Origin of the sequence: Spartinivicinus marinus, from assembly GCF_026309355.1 — a bacterium.
In the GTDB taxonomy this organism is placed as follows: Bacteria; Pseudomonadota; Gammaproteobacteria; order Pseudomonadales; family Zooshikellaceae; genus Spartinivicinus; species Spartinivicinus marinus.
In genome coordinates this window covers 1315310-1341451 of the sequence record NZ_JAPJZK010000001.1, presented here as the reverse complement: position 1 = coordinate 1341451, position 26142 = coordinate 1315310, and the positions used below count along the sequence as shown (strand labels likewise).

The window sequence follows — 26142 nt, the reverse complement described above, 5'->3', positions numbered from 1 at the left end:
ACTCAATTAAAGGGCCGCTAAAAGTTACTATGTTAGACGGCCCTTAATACTGAAAGGAGTTACCTCCTTGTATGCCTTTCTGATGTGCCTTTAGTCGATTTAATACCCTTGCAGCTTATCTATATACTCCGGTAAAAACAGCGATATCGATGGAATGTAGGTGATAAGGATTAAGAAACCTAGCAACAGCATTAACCAGGGCAACGCGGCTTTGATTACCCAGCCCATACTTTGCTTGGTAATACCTGCTGTAACAAATAAATTAAGTCCTACGGGTGGGGTGAGCATACCAATTTCCATATTAACAACCATGATAATCCCCAGATGGATAGGATCAATGCCTAACTGAATAGCAATTGGGAATAAAATTGGGGCCATGATTAATAAGATGGCAGATGGCTCCATAAAGTTGCCTGCTATCAACAGCAGAATATTAACAACAATTAAAAAGCCCCAAGCAGGTAACCCCCATTCAACAATCGTTTGAGCAATTGCATGAGGAATTTGCTCGTTGGTTAATACATAAGCAAATAGCATGGCATTGGCAATAATAAATAGCAACATGACACTGACTTTTGCTGCTTCTAAAACCACCTTTTTAACTTCAACATCCACCACCGACTTAGGTAATGCTAATGCCATTTGCCAGCAATTGCGGGCGATAGCCTTTATTATGGATTCATCAGGGTTACGCCACGGGCAGTTTTTTAAAGGGCCAATATCCCGATAACCAAATACGGCAATCAAAAATGCATAAATGGCTGCAACGGCGGCTGCTTCCGTTGGGCTAGCGATACCACCATAAATGGCACCTAACACAATCACGATTAAAAACAGCCCGCCGGTTGCTTTAATAGCCGAGATGGTCAATTGTTTAAAACCTGGAAATGTTTGTGCCGGTAGCTTTTTAATTCGAGCAACAATATAGATAGCGACTAATAAAATACCGCCCATTAATAACCCAGGAATTAAACCAGCCATAAACATTTTAGCAGCAGAAACTTCTGTTGCCGCAGCATAGACTAACATAACAATAGAGGGAGGAATTAAAATGCCTAAAGTGCCTGCGTTAGCAATTACCCCGGCAGCAAATTTTTCTGGATAACCGGCTCGAACCATTCCAGCGATGACAATAGAACCAATAGCTGCAACGGTAGCGGGAGATGAGCCTGATACTGCCGCAAATAACATGCAAGCCAATACTGAGGCCATGGCCAGGCCGCCTCGGATATGGCCAATACCTGCTAATGCAAAATCGATTAATCGTCTGGCTACACCGCCAGTTGATAAAAAACCAGAAGATAAGATAAAAAATGGAATAGCCAGTAAAGTATAGTGGTGGGATGTGGACTCAAATAATTTTAAGGCAATGGTTGCCAAAGAAACATCGGAAAAAAATAAAATGGTTAACACACTGGATAAACCCAGAGCCACGGCAACGGGCATGCCAAGTAGCATGAATAAAAATAATAAAGTAAATAAGGCAACTGTTGTCATTAGTCTTTACTCCCTTCTTTAGCCAGTGACATACTTTCTTTTGCTTCGTTGGCAAACTGGAGGGTATTGGTTTCTCCTTTAATTAATTGGATAGCTGCTTGAATAAAGCGTATAGCGAGTAGAATAAAACCAATGACTAAAATGCTTGTTGCTTGCCATTTGGGAATAGGCAAGTCTTCCATTTCCAAACCGATCATTTTTAGCTTGCTGAGATAAATCCAACCACCGTAAATAAATAAACCACAGTACACCAGACAAAGGGCTATGGTGAGCAGTGCAACCAACCGTTGGTACAGCGATGGTAGGGTTTTTACAAATGCATCAACACCTATATGAGCTCCTGTTTTAACACCGTATGAAGCGCCAAATAAAACCAACCAGGCACCTAAATAAAGGGTCGCTTCTTCTGCCCAAATTAAACCCTGGTTAAAACCAAACCGCATCACTACTTCTATAAATACCAGAAGTGTCATGGATACCAGAAGCAGGCATAAAATAGCTACTTCCAGTTTATTTAGCCACTGGAAAATTTTTTTCATAATATTACTCGTGTAATTGACTGCTTAATCAGTGTGAAAACCTCTCCCTCTGAGGTTATTGCACTTAGCTAGTGGATATGGGGTAACAGGGTGTTCTGTAGCTAAGGCATGGATGCCTTTTTAGCTCTTGATAGGCCAGGACGGCATTTCAAGAGCGGCGGAAGAATATCCTGTTACTCCATATTGGACACTAAATTTACTTCCTGAACCCTTTTGCGCTCCATTCAATCCCCTTTTTCAAAGGGGAAAGCTGGATTGTGCCAAATCATATCCGCTAGCTATTTGCTACAATCAGAGAGGAAGTAAACAATTAGAGGATTATTTACCCTGATTTGCACTGATTGCTGCTTGAATTAAGTCTTTGCCTAATTCTACTTCAAACTTTTTCCAAACGGGTTTCATTGCATCAACCCATTGCTGACGTTCTTCGGGCGTTAGTGTCACTACTTGAGAGCGTTTTGAGGCGATAATGGCTTGCTTATCTTCCTGGTCTTTAGCCAGAGCAACCTGGTTGCCATAAACAATCGCTTCTTGTAGTGCTTTTTCGACTGTAGGGCGGATATCGGCAGGTAAACTTAACCAAAATTCCTTAGAGCTGAGTACCACATAGTCTAAGACCCCATGGTTTGACTCTGTAATATAAGGTTGTACTTCATAAAACTTCTTAGAGTACATGTTAGACCAGGTATTTTCCTGACCATCAATGGCTTTGGTTTGTAATAAAGTAAATACTTCAGCAAATGGTTTTTTAACGGGGTTCGCTGAGACAGCTCTAAACTGTTCGACTAAAACATCAGAAGCCATAATGCGGAATTTTTTTCCTTTGGCATCCCCAGGGACTTTCAGCGGTGAGCTAGCAGAGAGTTGTTTAAAACCATTATGTAGGTAACCCAGGCCAACTAAACCTCGTTTTTCTAGAGACTTTAATAGTTTTTTGCCTTCAGGCCCTTGTTGAAAACGATCAATAGCCGCCATATCATCAAACAGGAAAGGTAAATCAAATACCTGAACTTGCTTATTATATTTTTTTATTTTGGATAAAGCGGGAGCTGCCAGTTGTACATCACCTAATAACATAGCTTCGAGTACTTTATCGTCACCAAATAATTGGGCGTTAGGAAACACTTTGACAACAACTTTTCCAGATAAGCGTTGTTCGACTAGCTCTTTAAATTTAGTCGCCATTTTTCCTTTTGGCGTATTTTCAGCTACCACATGAGAAAACTTAATTTCAATAGGGGCTGCTAATACACTGGTTACACTCGCTAAGGTAATTGATACTGAAGCAGCGATTGTTTTTAATAATTTCATTATTTTGTCCTCGTTGCGTTTTTATATTATTTAGATTTTTTAATTATCTAAGTTATTAATCACTAACTGATATCTGGTTAATGATTGTCCTAATGGTCTACTAACAATCAGTAAGTATGAGTCAGCAAGTATGAGGCCAACTTTAATAAAAAGTAAATAGCGCTTGCTAATCAACAGGTTAAGTTATGTAAGAAGCGAGTAGAAGAGGGGGAGTCTAGTCATTAATGGGTGGGAATTCATCTATTGCTTGGTATGTAATGGGTGGGAATCCACCCATTCTACTCTTCACTTTGGGTATATAATATAAAAATTAATCATGACGGTTATTGATAGTCTTGGCGGGTTAGCCCGTATTTTTTCATTTTGTCGTATAAGGTTTTTCGTGGCAGGCCTAAACTTACCATCGTTTCTTTAATGCTACCTTGGTGTTGTTTTAATGCCTCTTCGATTAAGGCTTGCTCAAATCGTTCAACTTTTTCAGGTAAGGTTTGCCGACTTTGAATGTCTTCAATGGCCTGATTACCTGGTAGCTCTATACGCCAGTCGCTGCCTATTAGTACATAACGCTCAGCCCAGTTTCTTAGTTCCCTGACATTGCCTGGCCAGTCATGTTGCAGCAGGGCTTGTTGTTGCTCGGTGGTGATTGGGCTAAACTCTCGGCCATACCGGGCGGCGGCTACCGATGCAAAATGCTGAAAAAGCAATGGGACATCATCAAGCCGGTCCCGTAAGGGTGGAATTTTAATAGTAAGGACATTAAGTCGATAATACAGATCATTCCTAAACGCTCCTTGCTCACTTTTTGCTAGCAAATCTTCTTTAGTAGCGGCCACCACACGAATATCCAAGTTAATTAATCGGTTTGAACCTAAAGGTTGTACCTGTCGTTCTTCTAAAACCCTGAGCAGTTTAATTTGTAAACTAAGAGGCATGCTTTCAATTTCATCTAAAAACAGAGTACCGCCATTAGCATATTCCAGTTTACCAATACGCTTTTGTTCTGCACTGGTGAAGGCCCCAGCGGTATGGCCAAATAGCTCACTTTCAATTAGGTGTTCGGGAATAGCGCCGCAATTGATGGCAACAAAATGGTGTTTAGCACGATTACTATGCTCGTGTAAATAACGGGCAATGAGTTCTTTACCAGTGCCTGTTTCTCCTTCAATAAGAATATCAGTTGGCGTATTCATTATTTGGTGAATTAACCGGCGCAAGTTACCTATGGCTGCATTATTGCCTAAAATCCTTGGGCCTGGTGCGCTTTGTGTGGCGACCTCAACTTTTAGTCGTTGGTTTTCAATGGTAAGCTGTCGTTTTTCTAAGGCTCGACGTACGACATCTAGAATTAAGTCGGAGTCAAATGGTTTTTCAATAAAGTCATAAGCACCTGCTTGCATCGCTTTTACTGCAGTGGAAATATCGCCATGGCCGGTTAGTAAAATAACAGGTTGGGTAGCATCCTGCTGTAATATCTGTTTTAGCAGTTCAATGCCAGAAATCCCTGGCATATTGATATCGGTAATAATAATGCCTGGCCAGTCTGGTTGGTAGGCTTTTAGTACCGCTGCGGCAGATTCATAAGTGGCTACCTCATAATCTGCCAGCGATAGGCTTTGTTGAACGACACGTCGAATATGTTCGTCATCATCAATAAACCAAATAAGACCTTTCATCGTACACTCATTGTTCACTACTTGTTTTCTTTTTCATTTTTAGAGGCGCCTTTGTATAGAGGTAACTCTACACTAAAAACGGCACCTCCAGCCGGGTGGTTTGCTGCAGTTAATTGACCATTAAATGACTCGATAATACGCTTTGAAATGGTCAGCCCTAAACCTAACCCAAGGCTAATCTCTTTTGTAGTATAAAACGGTTCAAATATTTTTTTTACGTTGGTAATACCGGGCCCTGAATCCCTAAACTGAATAATTAATTTGTCATTGCTCGTTTCAATATTGCTTATTTCAACATTGATTGTTATGGCTTTTTTAGTACTTTCATTAAGTTCCTGAATAGCGTTGGAAAGCAAATTAACAAAGACCTGCTCCAGCCGGACGGCATCGCCTAAAATAAAGGCTTCCTTAATCGTTGCATTAACCATCAACTGTATTTGGTTGCGTTTGATTTGGCTATCAAGTAGGCGTAGTGAGTCAGCTATACAGCTTATGACTTCTACGGGTAAAAAAGTGCCAGAGGTTTTTCGAGAAAAGACTTTAAACTGGGCAATAATATTTGCCATTTTTTTACATAACAAACTGATTTGACTGAGGTTATCCTCTGCTTCTGCTTGTCGGTTTTTTGTTAAAAACTTTCCAGCATTGTCAGCATAAGCTTGAATTGCTGTCAGTGGTTGATTAAGCTCGTGATTAATGCCTGCAGACATTTGGCCTAATAGAGCCAGCTTGGCAGCCTGAATCAGCTCATCTTGGGTTTGTTTTAATTCAGCGGCTGTTTTTTCTCGCTCTTCAATTTCTTCTAATAAACGCTCATTGCTGGCAGTTAAGTCAACTGTTCTTGCCATGACGCGGGTTTCAAGCAAGTCTCTTGCTTCTCGCAGTTGCCGTACGTTATTAATTTTTTCTGTAATGAATAAAATAACTAATAGCCCTAATGTGAGCAAGGTTGCTATTAATATTAGTGTAAACCAGCTATCCCTGTGAGCTGACGCTAAATCCAGTAAGATATAAACTCGCCAACCTGCTTCAGGCATATCCAGGTGGCTGGCTAAATATTGTCTCTCTGTACCATCCGGTTCTGGAATAGTAAATATTGTTGTTGCAGGGCTAAAGGTGGCTGAAAGTGGTTTTGTTGTTAAGGTTAATGTCATTATTGGCTTATCGCCATAACGTTTGGTTTGGCGTAAACGTCTGAGCTGGCTCATTGATAAGGGCTGCAAAGATTTAAATCGCCACTGGGCTCTACTGCTAATAAATATAATACCGTCAGGGTCGGCTACTACTAATTGGGGTTGATTTCTTTCCCAGGCGGTTTCCCAACGACTTTCTATATTACTTAGACTGACTTTAACGACAATAACAGCTACTGTTTGTTGGTTATGCCGGATGGGGTAAGAGAAGTAATAGCCGCGTTGTTTGGATGTAGTGCCAATAGCGTAGTAACGCCCCGATTTTCCCTGTAATGCCTGTAAAAAATAAGGACGATAGTTAAAGTTACGACCAATGAAGCTGGTTGGCTGGTTCCAATTATTGGCTGAAACAGTTAGTCCCGAGCTATCAAGCAAATAGATATTGGCTGCACCTGTCAATGTCGCAGTTGTGGCAAACAAATTGTTGATATGATCAATGGACTGGTTAGATGGTTGGGCGGCATAAGTTTGTAATAAGGGGTGTGAAGCCAGCAGTTGGGGAAGAGACTCATATTTTGCCAAAATACCTTGTAGGGTTATTCGGTAGCGGGCTAATTCATTTTGTGCCTGTTGTTGTAACGTATTATAAGCTGAGTCTCGTGTGTGTTGTGCAAACCATAACAGCGTCATGAGCATTGCCAAACTACCTAGGACAATGACAACAAGTCTTTGTTGAGATTTGTTCAGTGTTGACTTCATAACCCCCCCCCCTATCAAAAACCCTACACTTGGGGTATATACGCTTTCCTTGACTAGTATTGTTGCTTTAGTGGGCTAAATAATCCATAAGCTGCTGTTTGGTTTTTTGTAACTCTGGATAGTAAGAAAAATAGATATCCAGAAATAATTGCTTATCTTGCTTAGGTAAAGCACGGCTATGCCTTAAAAAACATTTTAGATCTTTATTTGCTCGCCAGCGCTTGCTGGGTAAATATCTTAGTTTTTCTAAATCGATAACTTTAACAGGTTGTTGGTCATCTGGATCAAGTGATACAAAAATATGGTTGGGGTATAAGCAATAGTGGCATAGTTTATGGCTATGCAATTGAACAGCCCATTCAGCGATATGTTGAATTATGCGTTGCCGTGCTGCTTCTGTCGGTTTTTGTTTATACCAATCAAATAAATTAACATGGTTAACTAACGCTTGGGTGATTAAAATAGCCTGATGTTGGTGCTTTAAACGGCGCTCACCATAATATACGGGGGTCAGGGTTGCTAATTGAAGCTCCTGTAATTTACAAATATTTTTATATTCCCGAAAAAAAGTAGGTTCGCCACGAAAAGGATGAACTAGGCTTCGGGTGTTATGATTTTCTTGACGTTTAATAAAAACTAATTGTGATGAAGGGCTCTTTTTTGCGTCATTTTCTTCTGGAGACTTGGCTTTTAAATGATATTGGATCACACCACTCCAACCATTACGTCGCCGATTCGGCTGTTCAAACCAATCGGTAGTTAATGACCAGATAGATACAAAGTTATCTAGCTGGTTACTGTGGAACAGTTCTTTGAAGTTGTCTGTTGTGAAGGCTTCAAACATCATTTCTTGGCCAGGCAATTTTAAGCGACTGGCTAGTAAACCATAATTAGGTAAATAGTCAAATTCTAATAAAGATGCTCGAGTGTCCCAGTGTAAAAGTTATTGCCGTGAAGCTTGATGGTTGAAGTTGTCTGGCTACACTGAATCATAAACCATCAATCTGTATAGTTGTAATGTTGGCTATGAACCCAGCAGAAGATTTTGATTTAAAAGGTATTTTTATTCCTCCTCAGCCTAAATTGATGCTTCAGATCAAAGAAGCTGGGGAAGATCTAAAAAAAATGGCAGAAATCATTAGTACTGATCCAGGCATTGGATCTCAAGTACTTAAAACTATTAACTCACCTGCTTTTGCAAGGCCGAAAGTTATTAACTCGATTCACCAGGCGGTGATGTTGCTTGGTCGTGGTTATGTCATCAATATTATCAATGGTTTAATGTTAAAGCGGGCTTATGACCATGTAGATGCCGAAGCATTAGAAAGCTTCTGGCAGGGCTGTAAAGATGTGTCGTTGGCCATGGTGTTATTAGCCAGACAGCTGAATATTCTGGCTGTGGATGATGCTTATCTGATTGGCTTATTTCATAATTGTGGTATTCCCTTAATGCTACAGAAATTTCCGAATTACATGGAGGTTTGTCATCAGTCTTATGCTGAGGGAGTAGAGAATATTGCCGAGTTTGAAAATGCTCAGCTTAAGACTAACCACTGTATTGTTGGTTATTATGTGGCTAAGTCTTGGCAGCTCAACAAAGATGTGGCTGAAATTATCAGAGATCATCACCATCTAACCTCAACCGAAGATAAGTCGGCTTATTTCAAGGGTAATGATCAGGATGACCTGGTGTGCTTACTGAAGATGGCTGAGCATATTTGTAAGCTCTATCATAGCCTGGGAAAACAGGAAACAGACTATGAGTGGGAGCGTATCAGAGAAACCGTACTTGACCATGTGGGCCTGTCAGAACCTGACTTTCTTGACTTGCAGGAGCTGACCCGAGAGCAGCTAGGTTTATAGCTGATATTGGCAGCATTAGTCAGCTAGCGTTTTACATTTTCTGTGTTTGCAGTTGCCAACGCCAATTGATAATGGGCAGGCGTTGCCATAAAGGAATAAATAACCAGTAACCAATAATGCCACCCATATCTGCAAGTACATCGAGCCCTGAAGCAGACCGATTGGGCAGGAAGCTTTGTACTAATTCTATAAATACACCATATCCTAGTAAGGCAAGTATTTTTGCTAAACCAAACCGAACGCTAGGAAAACTACTATCTAATAAATAAGCAAGATAACCAAATGCTGCAAAATGCTTAAATTTGTCGCCAATGCTGGGTAAAACCAAGTCAGTTTTTGGTGTAAATGCAAGCCAGCTGATGATGACCAGACTGATGAATAAGGCTAGAACTGATAGGCGTTGATGCCAATGGTTAGAAATATTTGCCATGTTAATTTAATCTATACAAGTACTGAACTTAAGCTTGCTGAAATAAATCCTTAGGGGACATTTCGCACCACTCGCCTGGCTGTAAAGTGCCTAAGTGTATAGGACCAATCTGGTAACGCACAAGTCGCAAAGTTGGGTGGCCAATAGCAGCGGTCATTCGTCTCACCTGCCGGTTCCGACCTTCTGTAATTGCAATACTAAGCCAGCAGGTAGGAATATGTTTACGTTCTCGAATAGGTGGGTTGCGGGACCAAAGCTTGGGGGAATCGATAATTGTTACCTGGGCTGGTTGAGTAATACCTTCTTTTAATTGAACGCCATGACGTAGCTGGTTAAGAGAGTCGTCATTAGGAATACCCTCTACCTGAACCCAGTAGTACTTTGCCATTTTGTGGCGTGGATGGCTTAAGCGATGTTGCAGGTCTCCATCATTTGTAAGTATAAGTAATCCTTCACTATCTCTATCAAGCCTGCCGGCTGGGTAGATATTTGGAATACTAATAAAGTCTGCCAGGGTTTGACGACCTGACTGATCAGTAAATTGAGTTAACACTAAGTAGGGTTTGTTAAAGATAATAACCCGAGGCTTTGGTTTAGGAGAGCTAGCCGCTTTACTTGCTTTAGCATGTTTATCAATAGGCTTTTGGCGTTTTGTACGACGAGGGCTGGTCATGTAATATTTGATTCGAGATACAGAAAACTTGTTTGTGAATTGGTTAATAAATAATCCGTATTTGTACGGATTGTAGTCAAGCTAAATTTTGACCAGAATGAAGCTGTTGATAAGCTGCTCCAACCTTATCACTTATCATGTTCGTTCTTATCTTTACCCAGCTATTTTAGCTGGGTTTTTTTATGGCTGAGACTTGACAGTGTGTTGATTGCTGATTTACTAGACTGAGCAATATAGTTAGTAGCTACCAATCATTTCAACCACAATTGTTTTAATGACAAATGCCAACACACCTAAACCCAGCACCCCGAATAGTACAAAGGTACCAAACTTTCCTGCTTTGGATTTTTTGGCTAAGTCATACACGATGAAAGCCATAAACAAAATTAAACCTGTTAGCAGTACTTTGAGTGCAAGACTTTCAAGGTCTTCCATTACAACACCTGAACGTTAAAACTAAATGTAGGACAGCACTAACTCTGTTGGAGACCCTGTCTGCTCCTGGCTAGCAAACCATCGGTTGTGAGCTCTAGTATACAATAATTCAGTAATGGTAAGGCAAACACATAAACTTACACGCCACGGACTGAGCTGAAGATTTCAGCAAAGCGGATACCAGAAAAAATATTCGACCTAAAGAGTCACCTACTGACAATATTTTGGTTAACTTTGTCACAAAACAACTTGTTTATTGTGATGGTAGTCACTTAATCGCGGGTAAAAAAGTTGGCACGATGTCTGCGTCTTATACAGAGTCGTGTATGCTGATAGCGCTATCTTGAAGCAGCTTTCATTAAAAGCGAGGGTTTTTGAAGAAATTGCTTACAAGATAGGGCTAATTTTTTTATTTGGCGTCTATGCGTTTGGCTCGTTAGCGGTAATCCCAAGATGGCTGATCTGATCATTCTGGGCAAACTTCCTCAGTTTTTTTATTTCAGCGCTACTAATCGATTTCTTTGTAGACAACTGTTGGTGTAGCTCCTCTAAAAAGCTTATCTGTGCTAAGTAAAGGGGGTGAGACTCTACATACTGGCGCAGCTCTATACCGCTTAAGTCGGCTACTTCGGTATGTTTAATAAATTTTAAGATGGTTACCAAGCTTAAGTCTGCAACATGTACAGCATCTTCTAAATTAGGCTCTAGCGCAAACATTAAGCATGAGATAACAGATACAGCGCTATCCAAAGCAGGCGATGCCCCATACATGTCGTATTGATCTAAATCAGGCACAATTTCTTCAGCTTTAGCCAGCCACTTCTCTAAGGCTGCTGTGTTTTTTTGGCCAGCAATATGTTCCCAAAGTAAACCAACTGCTTGCTTAAGCACGCTAATATCGCCAAATTGAGCGAGCTCTGAAAATAACTGATAGTTAGGCAAGCTACGCTCAGCGATAGCTGTAGCAAATGCTAACTGCTGCCAATTGGCTAGTGGTTTAAGTTGTTTAATCAATTGCGCTTCATTCAAACTGGTTGATCCTTTAATGGGTTGGTAATGAGAGTTTATTGGCTGTGATATATTGTAAACATCATCGGGCCCTAGTCTCAATGAAGTGAAATAGTATAAATGATTTACTGCTGGTGCTGTATTGCAAGCAATAGCCTACAATACTCCCTAATGTGTGCACAGCCTTTTGATTTTTAGGTAAACTAGTGGTTACCCTCTAACTAATAAGACACTACTGGTTATATCATACATGGTTTATTTGCTAGACCGTTTTTTTAAACAGCTAAATCAGCATTTTCTAAAACTGTCCCTGTTCGGCATAACATTGGCAGTTATTGTGCACCTGCTCATTTCCTGGGTATTGTTGTGGGTGATAGGGGAAGCTGATTTAGTTAAACCTGAATTATATATTTACTATTATCTGACGACCGCAACCACAATAGGCTATGGTGATTACTCACCTGTGACAACTTGGGGTAGAGTAGTCGTTGCTTTTTGGGTTATGCCTGGTGCAGTTGCGCTATTTGCGGCTTATTTAGGAAAAACAACACATGTGGTTGTGAGTTGGTGGAGAAGAGGTATGCAAGGTAAGGGGAACTACTCCAGTTTAACTGATCATTTTTTAATCTTGGGTTGGCATGGGGATGGTACTACTCGGATGGTCGAGCTAATTACTGCCGATGCCAAGCGTGCTGAGCGAGATATTGTGCTCTGTGTAGATGATGAAATAGAAAACCCTCTTCCTGATGTTGTGTCATTTGTGCAAGGCAGGGCCTTGTCTGATGAAAGCTTATTGCTACGGGCGGGGGTGAAAAACGCAAGCCGTATTATTATTTATGGTAAAACTGATGACCAAACCTTGTCGACGGCTTTGGCAGTAGATGCGTTAAAACCAAAAGGTCATATTGTTGCCCACTTTGAAGATGAACGTAAAGGCGAGCTACTTAACAGCCACTGCTCAAAAATAGAGTGTAATACGGATGTTGCTATAGAAATGCTGGTACGTTCAGCAGAAGATCCGGGCTCTTCTCGGGTTCAAACACAGCTGCTGTCGGCTTTGGCTGGTCCCACTCAATTCAGTTTAAAGATACCTGATAATTTTGAGGGTACTGATTTTGGCAAGCTCTTCTATTATTTAAAAGAGCATCACAATGCCACTGCTTTTGGTATAGCTGGAAATGTAGCTGGTACCGATTTAGTCCTTAATCCTAAAAAAAATTCCCCCATCAAAAGTGGTCAACTAGTTTATTTTATGGCTCAAGAGCGTATTACAAGTGATGAGGTTAGGTGGGGCTCATTGGTGGGTTGATTCAGTGTGTTTAAATTTGTAATAGAGGCTAGTCAATGTTTGGAAAATGGTTTAAAGGAAAGCAGTCTGAAACATCTGAGCAAAATAAATTACCTAGCCCTCTAAACTTACGGCTTGGAGCAGCAGTAACGTTAGACACTGTGGTAATGACCATGTTGTCTGATAAGCTAAATTTTGAGGTGCCTTCCAGCCAGCAGATTATTGAAGCACAAGGAGCTATCAGTCTTGGGATGGGGTCTTATATTAACCGCTACTATACATCGGAAGATGGCTTTATTCAGGTTAATACGACAGGTGGTCATGAAGAACAACATATTGATGATGTAAAGTTTTTTGTGTTTGCTAAAACACTATACCCTGGTACTGATGCAGAATGGAATACTTGGTTGGCAGAAGGTGGACAGATAGGGCAACCCACCTTAAATTTTCTGGATACACAGTATCAAAGGGGCTTGAATGCAGAAACACCTGGCGCTATTCGACCTATAGAGTTCACTGAGATAGTACACTCAAGAAGTGGTGAGCCTCCATATCAAGTTGTACATCGAGCGATGTTTTATGAGCGTCCTTTAAGTGGTAGTGAGCGCTATGAAGGGCTATTAGTCTCTGCTGAGCACAATGCGGATGGCGATTGTTTAGTATTTAGTTTAGGCGTTGATTTAGACCCTATGTCTCTTTCTGTTATTTAAAAACCTTGTTATTAAAAAAACCTTAACCAGTAACTGGAAAATATCATGATGACTTACTTAGCCAATATAGGTTCGTTCTTTTTATATTTTATTTCTGCATCCCTGTTAACGATGGCATATGTTGGTATATACACAAAAGTAACACCTCATGATGAATGGGAGTTGATTAAGAAAAATATTACAGCGGCAGCCTTGGCTTTTTCTGGCAGTTTGCTGGGTTTTATCATTCCGTTGGCCAGCTTAATTATCCATGCAGTAAACCTGATGGATTTATTTTTATGGGGCATTGTTGCACTGCTGGTCCAATTATTAACGTTTAAAGCCATTAGCCACATTATGCCCTGTATTTCTGAGCGTTTGGCAAATAATGAATTGGCCGCTGGTATTTGGTTGGCTGCTGCTTCTGTTGGTGCTGGTACTATTACCGCTGCTTGCTTGACCTATTAACTGGGGGATTTAATGAAGCGTTCAAAAACGGTAAAACTGGTTTTAATGGGGCTGGCACCAATTGCCTTAACAGCCTGTGATGATGAGCCCAACTATGAATATATGACACTTAATGAGTGTATTGATTATGTCAGGGCGGTAGATAAAGACTCAGAGTTTGACCTGGATATTTTAATTGGGCCTGGCTATTCCCGTTCTAAACTGGATAAGTCTTTTTATAAATACCGCGAAAAAAAGTATGGCTCTTCTTATACGAGCTCTAAAACCTCATCTACCAGTAGCAATAAAACGACTACTTCTTCTCGTAGTGGGTTTGGTTCCTCGGCTTCTGCCAGAGGGTCTTGGGGTAGAAGTAGCTGGGGAGGCTAATTCACTATGCAGCGAGTGTCGATTAATCCGCGGTCAGATTGGCAAGCACTTGCTAATCAATTGGGTTTTAAGTTTCATACCTTGTATGGGGAGCCGTATTGGGATGAGTCGGCCTATTATCAATTTACTTTGCAGCAAATTGAAAGTGATATAGAAGACCCAACCGCTGAATTGCACAGTATGTGTTTAGAGCTGGTTAATAAAGTGGTTAATAATGAGCAATTACTGCAGAGGTTGCATATTCCAGAACTATATTGGGACTATATTCGTGCCAGTTGGCAAGCAGGCGATAAGCATTTATATGGACGAATGGATTTAGCTTATGATGGTTCTGGGCCTGCAAAATTTTATGAATATAATGCCGATACCCCCACCTCACTTTATGAGAGTGCTTTTTGGCAATGGATTTGGCTGGAGCAAACCATGGAGCAATCCATGATACCTGTTGGATGTGATCAATTTAACTCCATTCAAGAGCGGTTGATTGAGCGTTTAGCCATACTAGATATACCTCAGCCATTGTACTTTGCTTGTTGTAAGGGCACGGAAGAAGACCGGGGGACAGTCCAGTATTTTGAGGATTGCGCATTACAGGCAGGGTTAGCCACTAAGTTTATTTATGTAGAAGATATTGGCATTAGTCCAGACGGTGAGTTTACTGACCTAGAAGACTACACCATACCTGCCTTATTTAAGCTTTACCCATGGGAATGGCTAATGGAAGAGGAGTTTGGCCCTGCTATTCCAAGCTCAGGCACTCATTTCTTAGAGCCACCATGGAAAGCGGTATTGTCAAATAAAGGTATTTTACCATTATTATGGGAGATGTATCCCAATCACCCTAACCTGTTGCCTGCCTATTTTGAGGATGAAATTAATCAGAATAATCGCTTTACCAAAGGGTTTGTTCGGAAACCACTGTTATCAAGGGAGGGCTCCAATATTACGATACAGGACCACCAGGGAATTCAGCATGTAGTGGAAGGCCCTTATGATGATAGTGGTTATATTATCCAGGCCTTTCATCCACTGCCTGCTTTTTCTGGCAATTACACCTTGGTGGGTAGCTGGGTTATTGCAGACGAACCAGCAGGTATTGGGATCAGAGAAGATCGGCAAGTGATTACCAAGGATTCGTCGCGGTTTTTACCCCATGTGATTATTGATTAGAGGTGTTCTTAAGTTACACTTTAATCTGACTCTGTGATTGGGTATTTTGAGATTCAGAAGTGGCTAATAATTCTTTTAAGTACCAGTTACAGCTGTGTACTATCCGTTGAAAACTGTCAACCACATCATCTGTTGATGCAGTCAACGGCAGTTGTAGTACTGCACAGGCCTCTGCTGCATCTGGTGTAATAAAAAAACTAGTGGGGTGTTGTTGCTCAGCATTTCGATTAGCAATTAATAAAGCGACTAATGAAGTTGGTTCATTAGGTACTGGCCCAAGAGAGGCTAGAATTTCCAACTGTTCGTTTTCTGTTTCAGATAAGCGTATGGCTTGCCCTGACTCTAAGGTTAAAATAATTTCTACCTCATCGTCATCCAAAGGAGGGGTATATTCGCCACCTATGGCTGCGAATAATCCCTCCATTTTTTCATCAAATAGTTCACTGGTAAACATAATAAATCTTAACGTTTAGCTGGCAGGGTTTATGCGCTGACTGCACCAGAAAGCCCTCTGACATCAGCTCGATGAAACTCAGCAATATTGGTCGCATTTGATGCTACAGCAATACGGCCGCCCTCGAATATTTTATAGCCTGGTACCCCTGTATTCGCTTTTTGAATTTCATGGTTACCAGAGTCTAGTAATACTTTATCGTGAAGCGCTTGCCGTTCATCAATCATTGCGCTAGAAAAGTCTGATACTTGGCCATCACTTAATTCCTGTTCAATTAATGATTGCTTGACTTCGGCATCGAGTAATCCAGTCCGGTCTTTACCACTCATGCAATTCCAGGCGGGAACAACGCCAATTTCATTACTTAGTAAAACAACTAGCTCAGGTAAGGCATAAGCTCTATTGCCATCCAAACGGTGTTGATTAGTTGATATCAACGTTGAAATATTATCCAAATAAGTTTGGATACGTTGATTTTTTGGCTCATCATTAGACGTGCCTTTATAATTAATGGCCCAATTTATCAGTCGATGCAGTGGCTCGCGGTTATTCTGGTCGGCCATTTTCCAGCCAGTGATATCGGAGTTAGGGTGTTGGTCAGCAAATTTAACCAGGTTAGGAAATTTACTGGCTAATTTAGCGCCGCCATTGACGCCAAAATTAAATGCCAAAACGTCCAGTTGCACTTTAACCGTTTTATTTTCACCATTAATATTAACTGTAAACTCTTTCGGCTCTTTACTTGCTCGTTGCCAAGCAGCTAACTGCTCTTGAATAAACTGTCTTTCTTTATAGCCCTTACCTTTATAATACTGAGAGGGGGTGAGTAGTGATGTAGAGGTGAGCTTTACGTTGAAAGGCTCACTAGAGTTGTCTGACTGTAAATGGTTAATCAACTGGTCTTTGTTTAGTTCAAGTGCAGCGGCAATGACTTCTTGGGTACGCTTGTCAGCACCGACTTGGCGGGCGTCTGGATCTTTCACGCCAAAAGGGGTATTAACTCCGTGGCGAACTCCTTTAAAAACAGTGCTTCCAGTTGAATCTTTAAATTCTGATACCCATAAATTTACAGCATGTTTATCTTCGCTGGTAGTCATGGAGCTGATGCCTGATACTTTTGAATTTTGATAAGCCGTTTGTAAGGAAGGTAGCTCAGCTGCTGGCGTCATTTCGCTTGTATATTGCTTACCCTGCCATTCAATTGTTTTTGAAATAGGCTGCCAATTTTCTTTGTGGGTATTTAGTTGATGCGCAATCGCTGTCTTATAAATCTGTTTAGCTTCTTTTATTAAAGCTTTTTTCTCTGACTTGCTTAATGGTTGAGAAGAGGTTGCCTCAAATGCTTGCGTAAGTTGTTTGGCAAGCTGATTACTAGTAGCTTTTGTTGCCTTCATTGCCTCTTTCATAAATGCTGCTTTGTTTTTTGCTGCATCAAAGTTGCCTTCAGAAAATCGTCTAGAAAAATCAGTCAATAGTTTATCTAGCTTGGGCATGATAGCATTATAAACTTGCCATTTTTGACGTTCTGGCAGTTTATTAATTTTCTCTATTAATACTTTTTTAGCCGCTTGTTGATGGCATTTTAATAGGTTGTTCATTCCTGTCAGGTTGAAATGCGCCTTACTTTTGTCATCTGTTTTAAGTTGGCTGTCGTCTACCTTGAATTGACCGGTGGCTGTAGTTATACCAATTAGTTTAACGGGTTGCTGAGTGGCTGTATAAAGAGTCTGCTGTTGAGTTGCAACCTCATAAGATTTTGCTTTTTTACTGAAATGGACTTGAAAAAAATGACCAATATTTGAGAAAAAGCTGTGAATCGTTGAGCGGTTTTTTTTATCACTAGCAATTTCAAGGTCTTTCGCATGATTGATTGTGTTAAGGCTCAGGGATGGCTGAGAGTTGCTAGTAATGGGCATAGAAGACTCCTAAAGTTCTTATCCTTAACCGTAAGCTATCAAGTAGTACAAGCTATTAGTACAAACGATAGCGATTAGTTGCTACAGATATAGTTACGTTATAACTTTAAAGGGAGTCGTAATCTTGTAGGTTTGGGTTGAATATTTTAAGGTTTGATCAGAATCATGCATGAGAGCATAATGAGTTGCATATAAAACCACCGGCAGTGCCGGTGGTCGGTGGTTATTTTTCTCCCAAAAAGCCGCCTGTCTGATGAGCCCATAATTGTGCATAAATACCGCCAGCTGATACTAGCTCTTGATGGGTGCCTTCCTCAATAATTTTTCCTTGATCCATTACAACTAAACGGTCCATTGCTGCAATGGTTGAAAGGCGGTGCGCAATTGCGATTACAGTTTTGCCTTGCATTAGTTTATATAAATTTTCCTGGATAGCGGCTTCCACTTCTGAATCTAGGGCAGAGGTTGCTTCATCCAATACTAAAATAGGGGCATCTTTTAGCAGCATTCTAGCAATTGCAATCCGTTGTCGTTGGCCGCCAGATAATTTAATCCCTCGCTCACCTACTTGTGCGTCAAACCCCTTATTACCTTTAGGGTCGGTCAACTTAAGAATAAAATCATAGGCTTCAGCTTTTTTGCAGGCGGCGATCAACTCTTCTTCTGATGCATCTGGTTTACCATAAAGAATATTTTCTCTCACCGAGCGGTGTAATAGCATAGTATCTTGGGTAACCATACCGATGCAGGCTCTTAATGATTCTTGTTGAACTGTTGCGATATTTTTTCCATCAATCTGAATAATACCCTGCTCAACATCATAAAACCGCAGTAGTAAATTAACCAAGGTTGATTTGCCTGCACCAGAGCGACCAACCAAACCAACTTTCTCACCTGGTTTAATGCTTAAGTTTAGATGGTCAATGACACCGGATTGCTTTCCATAATGGAAACTAACATTAGAAAACTCAATAGCACCATTATTGATTTGGAGAGGGGGGGCTTGTTCGTGATCAATAACGTCACGCGGTTGGCTGAGAGTACTCATGCCATCTACAACTGTACCAATATTTTCAAATAAAGCGCTAACTTCCCACATTATCCAATGACTCATTCCATTTAAGCGAAGCGCTAATGTAATCGCAACGGCGATAGCACCTATAGTGACTTCATTTAATGCCCACAAATAAAGAGATAGCGCGCCTACAGCAAAAACCAGGGTATAATTAATCCACTCTAAGCATACGTTAAAACCCGTCACTAGTCGCATTTGTTTATGTACTGTCGTCAAGAATAAGTCCATACTATCTTGTGCATAGTTAGCTTCACGTTTGGTGTGGGCAAATAATTTTACTGTTTGAATATTGGTATAGCTATCGACTATACGGCCAGTCATTACCGAGCGTGCATCTGCTTGCTGGGTTGATACCTTCCGTAACCTAGGAATAAAAAACCATTGAATACCAATATAAGCAGCTAACCAAACTAACAAGGGAATCATTAAGCGTTTATCAGCCTGGCCAACCAGTACTACCATGGTTATAAAGTAAATGGTGATGTATACCATGACATCTACAAGCTTCATCACAGTTTCACGAATGGATAAAGCTGTTTGCATGACTTTAGTTGCAATGCGGCCTGCAAAGTCATTTTGGTAAAATGAAAGGCTTTGTTTTAGCAGGTAGCGATGAGCCATCCAGCGGATGGCCATGGGGTAGTTACCTAGCAGAGTTTGATGCACCAGTAATGAATGAACCAATATAATGCCAGGGATGCCAATTAAAAGGACAATACTTAGGACAATTAACCAGCCTTTTTCTTTTTCGAAGAAAGTAGCTGGATCATTTTGTTCCAGCCAGTCGATTAATACACCCATCATGCCAAATAGAGAGGCTTCAGCAACGGCGGCGATTGCAGTAAATAATGACACTAACAAAATGGGGCGCCACATACCTTGAGTGTAATGTAAACAAAACATGAGCAGGGTATTAGGTGGTTGCTCAGGCTCGCGCTTAGGAAACGCCTTTAACACTTGTTCAAAATAGGCAAACATTATTTTTCCTTTAAGAGTTAAGGACCGATGATATTTTCGTTATATTTTGCAATAAAGTCCATTACGCCATTAGTCATAACTAGTCAGACAGTTAATCATTCTGTTTAAGAATGCTTAGGAACTAGCGAAAAGTATTATATCTGTTTTATGGGTAATATTAGTGATTCCTAACTATGTATGAGGGGGTACTCAAAAAAGCTGCTGTTTTAGGTGAGTTGGACAATACTTTAAATATTAGCATTTTGTAATAAAAATTATTGTTGGTCAATGCTCTGAACAGGAATAAAATGTTTTCTTATGATTAAAAGCATTTTAAATCATAAGTGAGTGTTTTTAGTGATATTAATTGCAGTCTATTTTTATCTATTTTATTCCTATTACTTTATTGAATGCTTTCTATTATAAGCGAAACTTGAAGGTACTTGAGGGGGGGGAGGGGCTGGTGATTTCTGATAGCTGTACTACCCTGTAAAGCAGCAATCTGTGCTTTTTTGTTTGATGTACAGATCTTTTTGTTATTAGGCAGAGGTTTAAAAGGCAATAATAGCCTAAGTGGTGGAGAGATAGACAGGAAATGGTGAATCAGTAATGCAAGAACAGCAAGCTGCCAACACTGAAGAGGCTCAATGGCTGACGTTTGCACTAGAGGGCGAAATCTATGCAGTTGAAGTGCTTCGTACTTTAGAGATTCTCAACTTTATGGAGTTAGCGCCTGTTCCTGGAGCTCCAGATTATGTGCTGGGTATGATCAGCTTGCGTGGAGAAGTTATTAATATCAATAGTCTCAGATTATTATTGGATCTTCCTGGCAGTGATATATCTAAGCAGTCTCGTATAATTCTGTTAGATATCAGTGGTCAGATACAAGGTATCTTAGTTGATAGTGTCTCTGAAATAATTAGTATCAAAAATGCTGAAATAGACAGCTCTAATGAACATGGTACTAATTGCCCATTTGTTATCGGTACAGCACATTATGAAGATGATATAATAATTTTAATTTCAGTAGAAAAGCTCTTAGCTGTCGATATCTCTTGACTATTAATGTATATGGTCAATGTGTAAAATACTTGTTATTTGTAGCTGTATATAGCTTTATTACTTGGTGACCCCTAACTATCCTTGTTAAGTCAATCGATGTCGTTATCGCTAGCCTCACATTAGAAGGCTAGCTCTACATTCCCCATTCTGGGTATATAATACAATTTTTATTGAAGTATATACTTAAATGTGTGTGCGGCAGCAACAGCGCCAAAACCTCTACCGGGATTAAATATTAAAGTATAGGTTCGATAGTTTTTTAACATGCCTGCAGGAAAGTTAATCGAAAAAACGCCAGAGGAGTCAATTAAAGGGCTCGTCATTTCCAAAATAGGTTGAGCATTTTGCTCAGGTGAGTCTTCTAGAGTTCCATCAAATACTTGCAACCAGGCCAAGTTGTCGCTTGCAACAACATTAGGAGGGCTAAGATAGGTGGCAGTTATACCTGTCAGTGCTTTTCTTGTAACCGCTATTGCGCTGCCGCCAGATTGAGCAGGTTGACCAAATACCATCGCTCTTGTTGCAGCAACACTCATTTCATCTTTACCTGCTGTAATCGCGATTGTGTAAATACCTTGTTGAAAATTAATTCTATCAGAATGCAAAACATAATGGCCCTTATTAGAAGATAAGGGGGCTTTAAATAATGGTTTCATTGAAAAGTCTACTTCTGTTGTATCTTTCCAAACCATTATCCAGCCAGTCTCTAAATCATTAGGTGTTGTGAAATTAAAAGAAACCGTTGTTGCGTCTAGAATATTAAAATTGGAAATTGCTGAGTAATGGGATTTAGCAAATAAACCGGTTGCGCAACTTTCAGCACTATAAATACTTTCAACATGATTGGCGTTGACTGTATCTGCACAAGATGAGCTTGGTGCTTCGGCACTTGTATAGGTACTAAAAAATAATGAAGGCAAAATAGCTAGACTATAAATTTTTCTTAATTTCATTATATAAATCCTTTTGTGTTTGAAATGGCTTAACAGATTTGATTGACGTGATGAAGAATAATATCAATATAGCATTTCGCAATTTAATATTTAGCTATAGTTATATTTCATGTGATGTTTATTGTTGCGGTACTATTTTTGATTGGCTAGTGACTGTAGGCTTGATGGTTTAATCAAATTATAAAAAAAGCCACTGAATGGTTCAGTGGCTTGAGTGAGTTTTGTATATATCTAGTGATTTATTTTGAGTATGGAATGCTAGTAAGGTAGCCTTTCAATATTAGTAATACCTGCATTTCCATCTAGCGGTTTGTATATGCTAACCATTGCTGGGTAAGTTGTAGCGCCAGGATACACAGGCGTTGCATTACAGAAAAAAGCATAGTTTGTGCCTGAAACAACTTGAGAGGCTACGGCAACAGGCTCATATTTTACGCCTTTAAAGTGCTCAAATGCTTCGCTGAAAGCTACTTTTGCTGGTTGATCAATATTACAGGCAAATGGCCCATATGCTCCAAGAGCTAAGTTGGTGTTAGACATTGCTTTCTCCTTAAAGAATATATCCAATAAAATTAAAGTTGATAAGGTGGGCAATTATGTTATTAATTAACCCGTTATCCATTTGGTCATAATGTCGTTAGTTGCTCTTATTCAACAGCTAAATAAGTATAGACAATAGATGTAGAATAACCAGAACACTAAAAAAACACTTGGTTTGACTATAATTACTGCTTTCGGTTTTCGAATAAAGCGCTAATATGTAAAGAAAAGTTAGCTTTTAATCTTCTTGGTTTATTTTTCTTCTAAAAATTATACTTAAACTGAGTATATAATTATTTATCACAAATGAAAATTATCAAGTACATTGGCTCAGGTTTCTTTCTGCTGTTAGGGGTAAGCCAGTTTTTACCGATTTATCTTATATGTATGGGTTTGCTAAAAGAGCAGGCTAGCAGTGATGCAGCTCATTTCATAGGAAAACTTACAGGCCATAATTATTGTTGCAGTCTTGCTTTTGTGGTTAATACCCTTCACGAATGATTTCTAGGTTTTGTTATGACCACCATGGATGGTGGGAATGCAGTTTATGCAGGAGCATTTAACTGTCTTCATTCCTCGCCCCAATCACCTATTATTTGTAGGCTCATGGGTCTCGTCACTTGATGGCCGCACCTAAAAACCCTTCGTATTGGGTATACCAATAAAATTGCTCAAAGCAGTGAATAAAAAATAAACAAAAAAAGGAGTTTGGTCTTGAGGACTAGAAAAAGCCAGGAGGCTCAGCACTCCCAGCATACCTTATGCTGTTTATGGCTCAGCGTAAGGCAGTGCTAATGTAACAAAAAGTTGTCAGACGAACAACTTAAGTACATCTTCTGTAGACTTGATTCATTTTATGTTGGAACTACTGCAAGTAGGTCTGTTTGGCGGCTTCTGGCTGTTCGTGGGGGTTATCAATTTGCATCTGTTGTACCTTATAGCCCAGCAGCTGAACTGCACCTTTATAACGCTCGGCACCATTCAGGCTGAACTCAAACTGATAACTGCGAGCGAATACGACTTGCCCTTGGTGATTACGCTTCAGCTTTAGCCAGCTCAGGGCGACAGTATCATCCAGTAATTGCAACTGCATAGATTTGCAAGTTCGGGCGACAGCTTGCTTTGCCAGTTCCTTTGCTTTGACTGCATCCCACCAAAGTAAAGCGGCGGCAACACAGATGAAAATAAGTAACCAATCAAACATATTTTGTATTTCTTTGTTTCCATAAACTTATGGCTTTAGGTTACCTGATTAAGGGTAACGACACATGGTATATTTCATAAGTATGATCTTTTTATATTTTATCAAGAGGTGCTAGTGAGGAGATGTATCACTAAGCTAATTTTTTTTAGCTTTTTTACTGAGGTTAGTAACAACTTCTTCAGGTAGGTCTTCTATGTTAAACGGTGGTTGCATGACTGGATAACTGGGTTTCATGGCGGTGAGGGTATGGTTTAGAATCTTGGCAATGAGTAGGTCACGAAACCAGGTATAGTCACTAGGTATTATATACCATGGGTGTAGAGGGCTATGGGTGAGTTGAATAATGTGTTCATAGCTTTTAATCGTTTGACTCCAGTGTTTTTGGATGTGTAAGTCTGTTGGGGTTAATTTCCAGTACTCTTCTGGATTAGAAAGACGTTGTAAGAGACGGTGGCGATGTTCTTGGCGGCTTATATGTAAATAAAACTTGATGACCTGAGTCCCTGTATCTCTTAGCAATAATTCAAAATTATTAATATGTGTTGCTTGGTTGTGTAATCCTTTAGGCTCGATGCCCTTATTGACCATATTGCGAAGTATCCACTCATAATAGCTATGACTAAATATCCCAATCATGCCTTTACTAGGTACATAGAGATGAAAGCGCCGTAGAAAGTCATGACGATGATCATCAATCCCGGGTGGGTCAAAGGTATGAGCAGAAATACCATGAGGACTAAGCCCGGTAAATACTTGCTGTAAATTTGATAATTTAGCAATGCTATCCATTGCTTGAAAAATAATAAGCAACCCTTGTTTTTGCTCTGCAAACAATTTGGTTTGCCATTCATTCAAACTGATGCCAAGCGTTTGGGCTTCTTTTTTGGCGTTGGTTTTATCCAGATTAAAGGTATAACTTGGGTTATATGCCTCTAGGTTAAGTTCTCCCTGTGATGGTGGTAAAAAGTAGGCGAGATCCACCATAAGCCCGTCCTCACTGTTCATGGTTATTTCATTTTTAGTATAAGCATAGTTGGCACTACTTTTATAATGATGGCTATCTCCAGCGACTGTTGCCTATGGGTATAGGGTATTAGCCTTAATTCGTCTCAGCAATATTTCGTCGTTTAATTCGATAGTGCTCATAATCAGGAACACTATGGGTATAGTGTTCTCCCATTAGGGGTGACTTGATCAGGAAATCTGCTGAGGCCTGATTACAGGCAACAGGCACATTCCATACTGCTGCAATTCGCAGCAGGGCTTTTACATCTGGGTCATGGGGCAATGGCTCAAAGGGGTCCCAGAAGAAAATGAGCATATCAATGCTACCTTCGGTAATCAGTGCTCCAACTTGCTGGTCGCCACCTAAAGGACCGCTAATTAACTTTTCAATGGTTAAATCTAAGTTATGTTCCAATAGTGCACCTGTGGTGCCTGTTGCATATAAGTGGTGCTGTTCAAGAATAGGAGCATGTTCACTTACCCATGCAAGTATTTCATTCTTTTTATTGTCATGAGCCACCAGTGCAATATGTTTGGGGTGATTCATGTGACGTTGTGTATACTTCATTTTTATGTAACCAGGCCTTTACAATTTTTATCATAGTTCATAAGTGTTTACAGTGACAGCGCACGATGACGTTGCCACTTTAAGGTAAGACATGGCCAAAGGTGACTTACCCATAGCCCAAAAATAAAACTACGAATAACTTGTAACAAATAGTAGCTGACAGTGTCGAAAGTAGTGGTGATTTTTATGGCTAACCCTAAGCCATACCAGATAAGCAGACCACTGATTACTCCTCCAAGGCAGCGGAGAAGTCTTCCTTGTGGTTGAGTTAACTGATGCCAGCCCTGTTGTTGATAATAAAGAATAGCCCCAACCCATAAACCTGCGAGCATAGCTGTATCACGACATATAGACTTTAGGTTAACTGGCACGAATGGTTTGTCGGTTTGGCTTGCAGAGTATGCATTAGTCAGCCAATGTTCAGGAATAATAAACGCCTGGGTGGATAAATAACTGAAAACACCTGCAAGCAATACAACACCACAAGAGCAGAGTACCAGTAAAATCTGAGTACCAGGTTTAAGCTGGCTAAACCATGGGGTTAGTTTGTGTTCACAATAGCCGAATATAATTAAGCAACTTAAGGCGAGCCCCCAGCCAGAAAGAACTTGGCTGGGAAAGTGAGCGCCAAGAAAAACCCTGGAAAGCCCAATCACAAAAATAATGACGGCACAAAGTAGCCAGAACCAGTATTTATTAATAGTGAAAGCCCAGCGCCCCCAAAAGCTTAAGCTGCTATTAGCATGCCCAGAGGGCATACCGAATGCGTGATCAGGAATGCCTTTATATAATTCTGGTGCTAGCCAGTAAGGGCGTGGTGCATGAATAACAAGTTTGAAAATACCATTAAGGGCGCTGGCTAATAATAAATAACCACTTAAACTGACGCCTAAACGAGGGTTCCAGCCCCAATACAGCACGCCTATAATAATCAGATACAGCTCGCCATAACCCAACCAGGAAAACAGTTGAAAAACAACGTGTAAACTACTGAGCTGGGCTTGAGCCCAATTGATAATTGCTACATCCAACTGTCATTTCCTTAATCTTTTTGTTTGGCATGATTATACATTTGGGCATCTCTAAAAATAAACTGTTAGCTA

At 40.2% G+C, this 26142-nt stretch carries 26 protein-coding genes; 7 read left to right on the top strand and 19 right to left on the bottom strand.

All coding sequences use genetic code 11. From position 1 onward, the window contains the following. Positions 1–99: 99 nt before the first annotated feature. The 6 genes from OQE68_RS06235 to OQE68_RS06210 form a co-directional block, all read right to left on the bottom strand. Positions 100–1497: a TRAP transporter large permease gene (locus tag OQE68_RS06235; RefSeq protein ID WP_180567829.1), complete on the bottom strand. Its 1398-nt coding sequence runs from the start codon at positions 1495–1497 to the stop codon at positions 100–102. Further along, a complete protein-coding gene (locus OQE68_RS06230) occupies positions 1497–2036 on the bottom strand; it encodes a TRAP transporter small permease (RefSeq protein WP_219339975.1) in 540 nt (179 codons plus the stop codon). Before OQE68_RS06230 ends, OQE68_RS06235 begins: the two co-directional genes overlap by 1 nt. A gap of 318 nt (positions 2037–2354) precedes the next feature. Continuing rightward, positions 2355–3347, bottom strand: coding sequence for a TRAP transporter substrate-binding protein (locus tag OQE68_RS06225; protein WP_180567828.1), 993 nt, complete (start codon positions 3345–3347; stop codon positions 2355–2357). A 323-nt stretch (positions 3348–3670) separates the two neighbouring features. Beyond that, the gene (locus OQE68_RS06220) at positions 3671–5020 is read right to left on the bottom strand and encodes a sigma-54-dependent transcriptional regulator (RefSeq protein ID WP_180567827.1); all 1350 of its coding nucleotides are present in this window, start codon (positions 5018–5020) and stop codon (positions 3671–3673) included. Positions 5021–5037: 17 nt separating this feature from the next. Beyond that, the gene (locus OQE68_RS06215; RefSeq protein WP_180567826.1) at positions 5038–6912 is read right to left on the bottom strand and encodes a sensor histidine kinase; all 1875 of its coding nucleotides are present in this window, start codon (positions 6910–6912) and stop codon (positions 5038–5040) included. A 67-nt stretch (positions 6913–6979) separates the two neighbouring features. Beyond that, complete coding sequence (locus OQE68_RS06210; protein WP_180567825.1) at positions 6980–7759, bottom strand: lipopolysaccharide kinase InaA family protein; 780 nt, start codon at positions 7757–7759, stop codon at positions 6980–6982. 179 nt (positions 7760–7938) lie between these two features. Between OQE68_RS06210 and OQE68_RS06205 the strand changes: the two genes are divergently transcribed. Then, a complete protein-coding gene (locus tag OQE68_RS06205) occupies positions 7939–8775 on the top strand; it encodes an HDOD domain-containing protein (protein WP_180567824.1) in 837 nt (278 codons plus the stop codon). A gap of 31 nt (positions 8776–8806) precedes the next feature. Here the strand turns inward: OQE68_RS06205 and OQE68_RS06200 are convergent, their stop codons facing one another. From OQE68_RS06200 to OQE68_RS06185, 4 genes are all read right to left on the bottom strand, one after another. Continuing rightward, positions 8807–9205, bottom strand: coding sequence for a VanZ family protein (locus tag OQE68_RS06200; protein ID WP_180567823.1), 399 nt, complete (start codon positions 9203–9205; stop codon positions 8807–8809). A 28-nt stretch (positions 9206–9233) separates the two neighbouring features. Next, positions 9234–9878 (bottom strand): pseudouridine synthase, encoded by a 645-nt coding sequence (locus OQE68_RS06195; protein WP_180567822.1) that lies wholly within the window; start codon positions 9876–9878, stop codon positions 9234–9236. A gap of 237 nt (positions 9879–10115) precedes the next feature. Beyond that, positions 10116–10313 (bottom strand): DUF2788 domain-containing protein, encoded by a 198-nt coding sequence (locus tag OQE68_RS06190; protein ID WP_180567821.1) that lies wholly within the window; start codon positions 10311–10313, stop codon positions 10116–10118. 420 nt (positions 10314–10733) lie between these two features. Then, positions 10734–11342, bottom strand: coding sequence for a DUF416 family protein (locus OQE68_RS06185; RefSeq protein WP_180567820.1), 609 nt, complete (start codon positions 11340–11342; stop codon positions 10734–10736). A 316-nt stretch (positions 11343–11658) separates the two neighbouring features. Here OQE68_RS06185 and OQE68_RS06180 point away from each other — a divergent pair, with 316 nt between their 5' ends. The 5 genes from OQE68_RS06180 to OQE68_RS06160 are packed head-to-tail and all read left to right on the top strand — an operon-like array spanning position 11659 to position 15305. Then, a complete protein-coding gene (locus OQE68_RS06180; RefSeq protein WP_180567819.1) occupies positions 11659–12630 on the top strand; it encodes a potassium channel family protein in 972 nt (323 codons plus the stop codon). Between the two features lie 35 nt (positions 12631–12665). Continuing rightward, positions 12666–13319, top strand: coding sequence for a DUF2491 family protein (locus OQE68_RS06175; protein ID WP_180567818.1), 654 nt, complete (start codon positions 12666–12668; stop codon positions 13317–13319). A gap of 45 nt (positions 13320–13364) precedes the next feature. Next, positions 13365–13766 carry a DUF350 domain-containing protein gene (locus OQE68_RS06170; protein ID WP_180567817.1) on the top strand — a complete coding sequence of 134 codons (402 nt, stop codon included), beginning with the start codon at positions 13365–13367 and terminating at the stop codon, positions 13764–13766. 12 nt (positions 13767–13778) lie between these two features. After that, entirely contained in the window at positions 13779–14135 is a 357-nt protein-coding gene (locus OQE68_RS06165; protein ID WP_180567816.1) for a hypothetical protein, read from the top strand. 6 nt (positions 14136–14141) lie between these two features. After that, a complete protein-coding gene (locus OQE68_RS06160; protein ID WP_180567815.1) occupies positions 14142–15305 on the top strand; it encodes a glutathionylspermidine synthase family protein in 1164 nt (387 codons plus the stop codon). A 13-nt stretch (positions 15306–15318) separates the two neighbouring features. Here OQE68_RS06160 and OQE68_RS06155 read toward each other — a convergent pair whose 3' ends face one another. The 3 genes from OQE68_RS06155 to OQE68_RS06145 all read right to left on the bottom strand — a co-directional run bounded on the left by OQE68_RS06155 (position 15319) and on the right by OQE68_RS06145 (position 19728). Next, positions 15319–15759 carry a hypothetical protein gene (locus OQE68_RS06155; protein WP_180567814.1) on the bottom strand — a complete coding sequence of 147 codons (441 nt, stop codon included), beginning with the start codon at positions 15757–15759 and terminating at the stop codon, positions 15319–15321. Between the two features lie 29 nt (positions 15760–15788). Beyond that, entirely contained in the window at positions 15789–17675 is a 1887-nt protein-coding gene (locus tag OQE68_RS06150) for an inositol phosphate phosphatase SopB (protein ID WP_180567813.1), read from the bottom strand. 223 nt (positions 17676–17898) lie between these two features. After that, complete coding sequence (locus OQE68_RS06145; RefSeq protein WP_180567812.1) at positions 17899–19728, bottom strand: ABC transporter ATP-binding protein; 1830 nt, start codon at positions 19726–19728, stop codon at positions 17899–17901. A gap of 588 nt (positions 19729–20316) precedes the next feature. Here OQE68_RS06145 and OQE68_RS06140 point away from each other — a divergent pair. Further along, positions 20317–20766 (top strand): chemotaxis protein CheW, encoded by a 450-nt coding sequence (locus OQE68_RS06140; protein ID WP_180567811.1) that lies wholly within the window; start codon positions 20317–20319, stop codon positions 20764–20766. A 170-nt stretch (positions 20767–20936) separates the two neighbouring features. On the opposite strand, the gene OQE68_RS06135 is transcribed toward OQE68_RS06140, so the two are convergent. From OQE68_RS06135 to OQE68_RS06110, 6 genes are all read right to left on the bottom strand, one after another. Continuing rightward, positions 20937–21722: a hypothetical protein gene (locus tag OQE68_RS06135; RefSeq protein WP_180567810.1), complete on the bottom strand. Its 786-nt coding sequence runs from the start codon at positions 21720–21722 to the stop codon at positions 20937–20939. A gap of 258 nt (positions 21723–21980) precedes the next feature. Next, the gene (locus tag OQE68_RS06130) at positions 21981–22262 is read right to left on the bottom strand and encodes a hypothetical protein (RefSeq protein WP_180567809.1); all 282 of its coding nucleotides are present in this window, start codon (positions 22260–22262) and stop codon (positions 21981–21983) included. Positions 22263–23127: 865 nt separating this feature from the next. Then, a complete protein-coding gene (locus tag OQE68_RS06125; RefSeq protein ID WP_180567808.1) occupies positions 23128–23466 on the bottom strand; it encodes a DUF3301 domain-containing protein in 339 nt (112 codons plus the stop codon). 135 nt (positions 23467–23601) lie between these two features. Further along, positions 23602–24471, bottom strand: coding sequence for a polyphosphate kinase 2 family protein (locus OQE68_RS06120; RefSeq protein WP_180567807.1), 870 nt, complete (start codon positions 24469–24471; stop codon positions 23602–23604). Between the two features lie 94 nt (positions 24472–24565). Then, the gene (locus OQE68_RS06115) at positions 24566–25039 is read right to left on the bottom strand and encodes a methylglyoxal synthase (RefSeq protein ID WP_180567806.1); all 474 of its coding nucleotides are present in this window, start codon (positions 25037–25039) and stop codon (positions 24566–24568) included. A gap of 47 nt (positions 25040–25086) precedes the next feature. Beyond that, entirely contained in the window at positions 25087–26070 is a 984-nt protein-coding gene (locus OQE68_RS06110; protein ID WP_180567805.1) for a phosphatase PAP2 family protein, read from the bottom strand. Positions 26071–26142 lie beyond the last annotated feature (72 nt).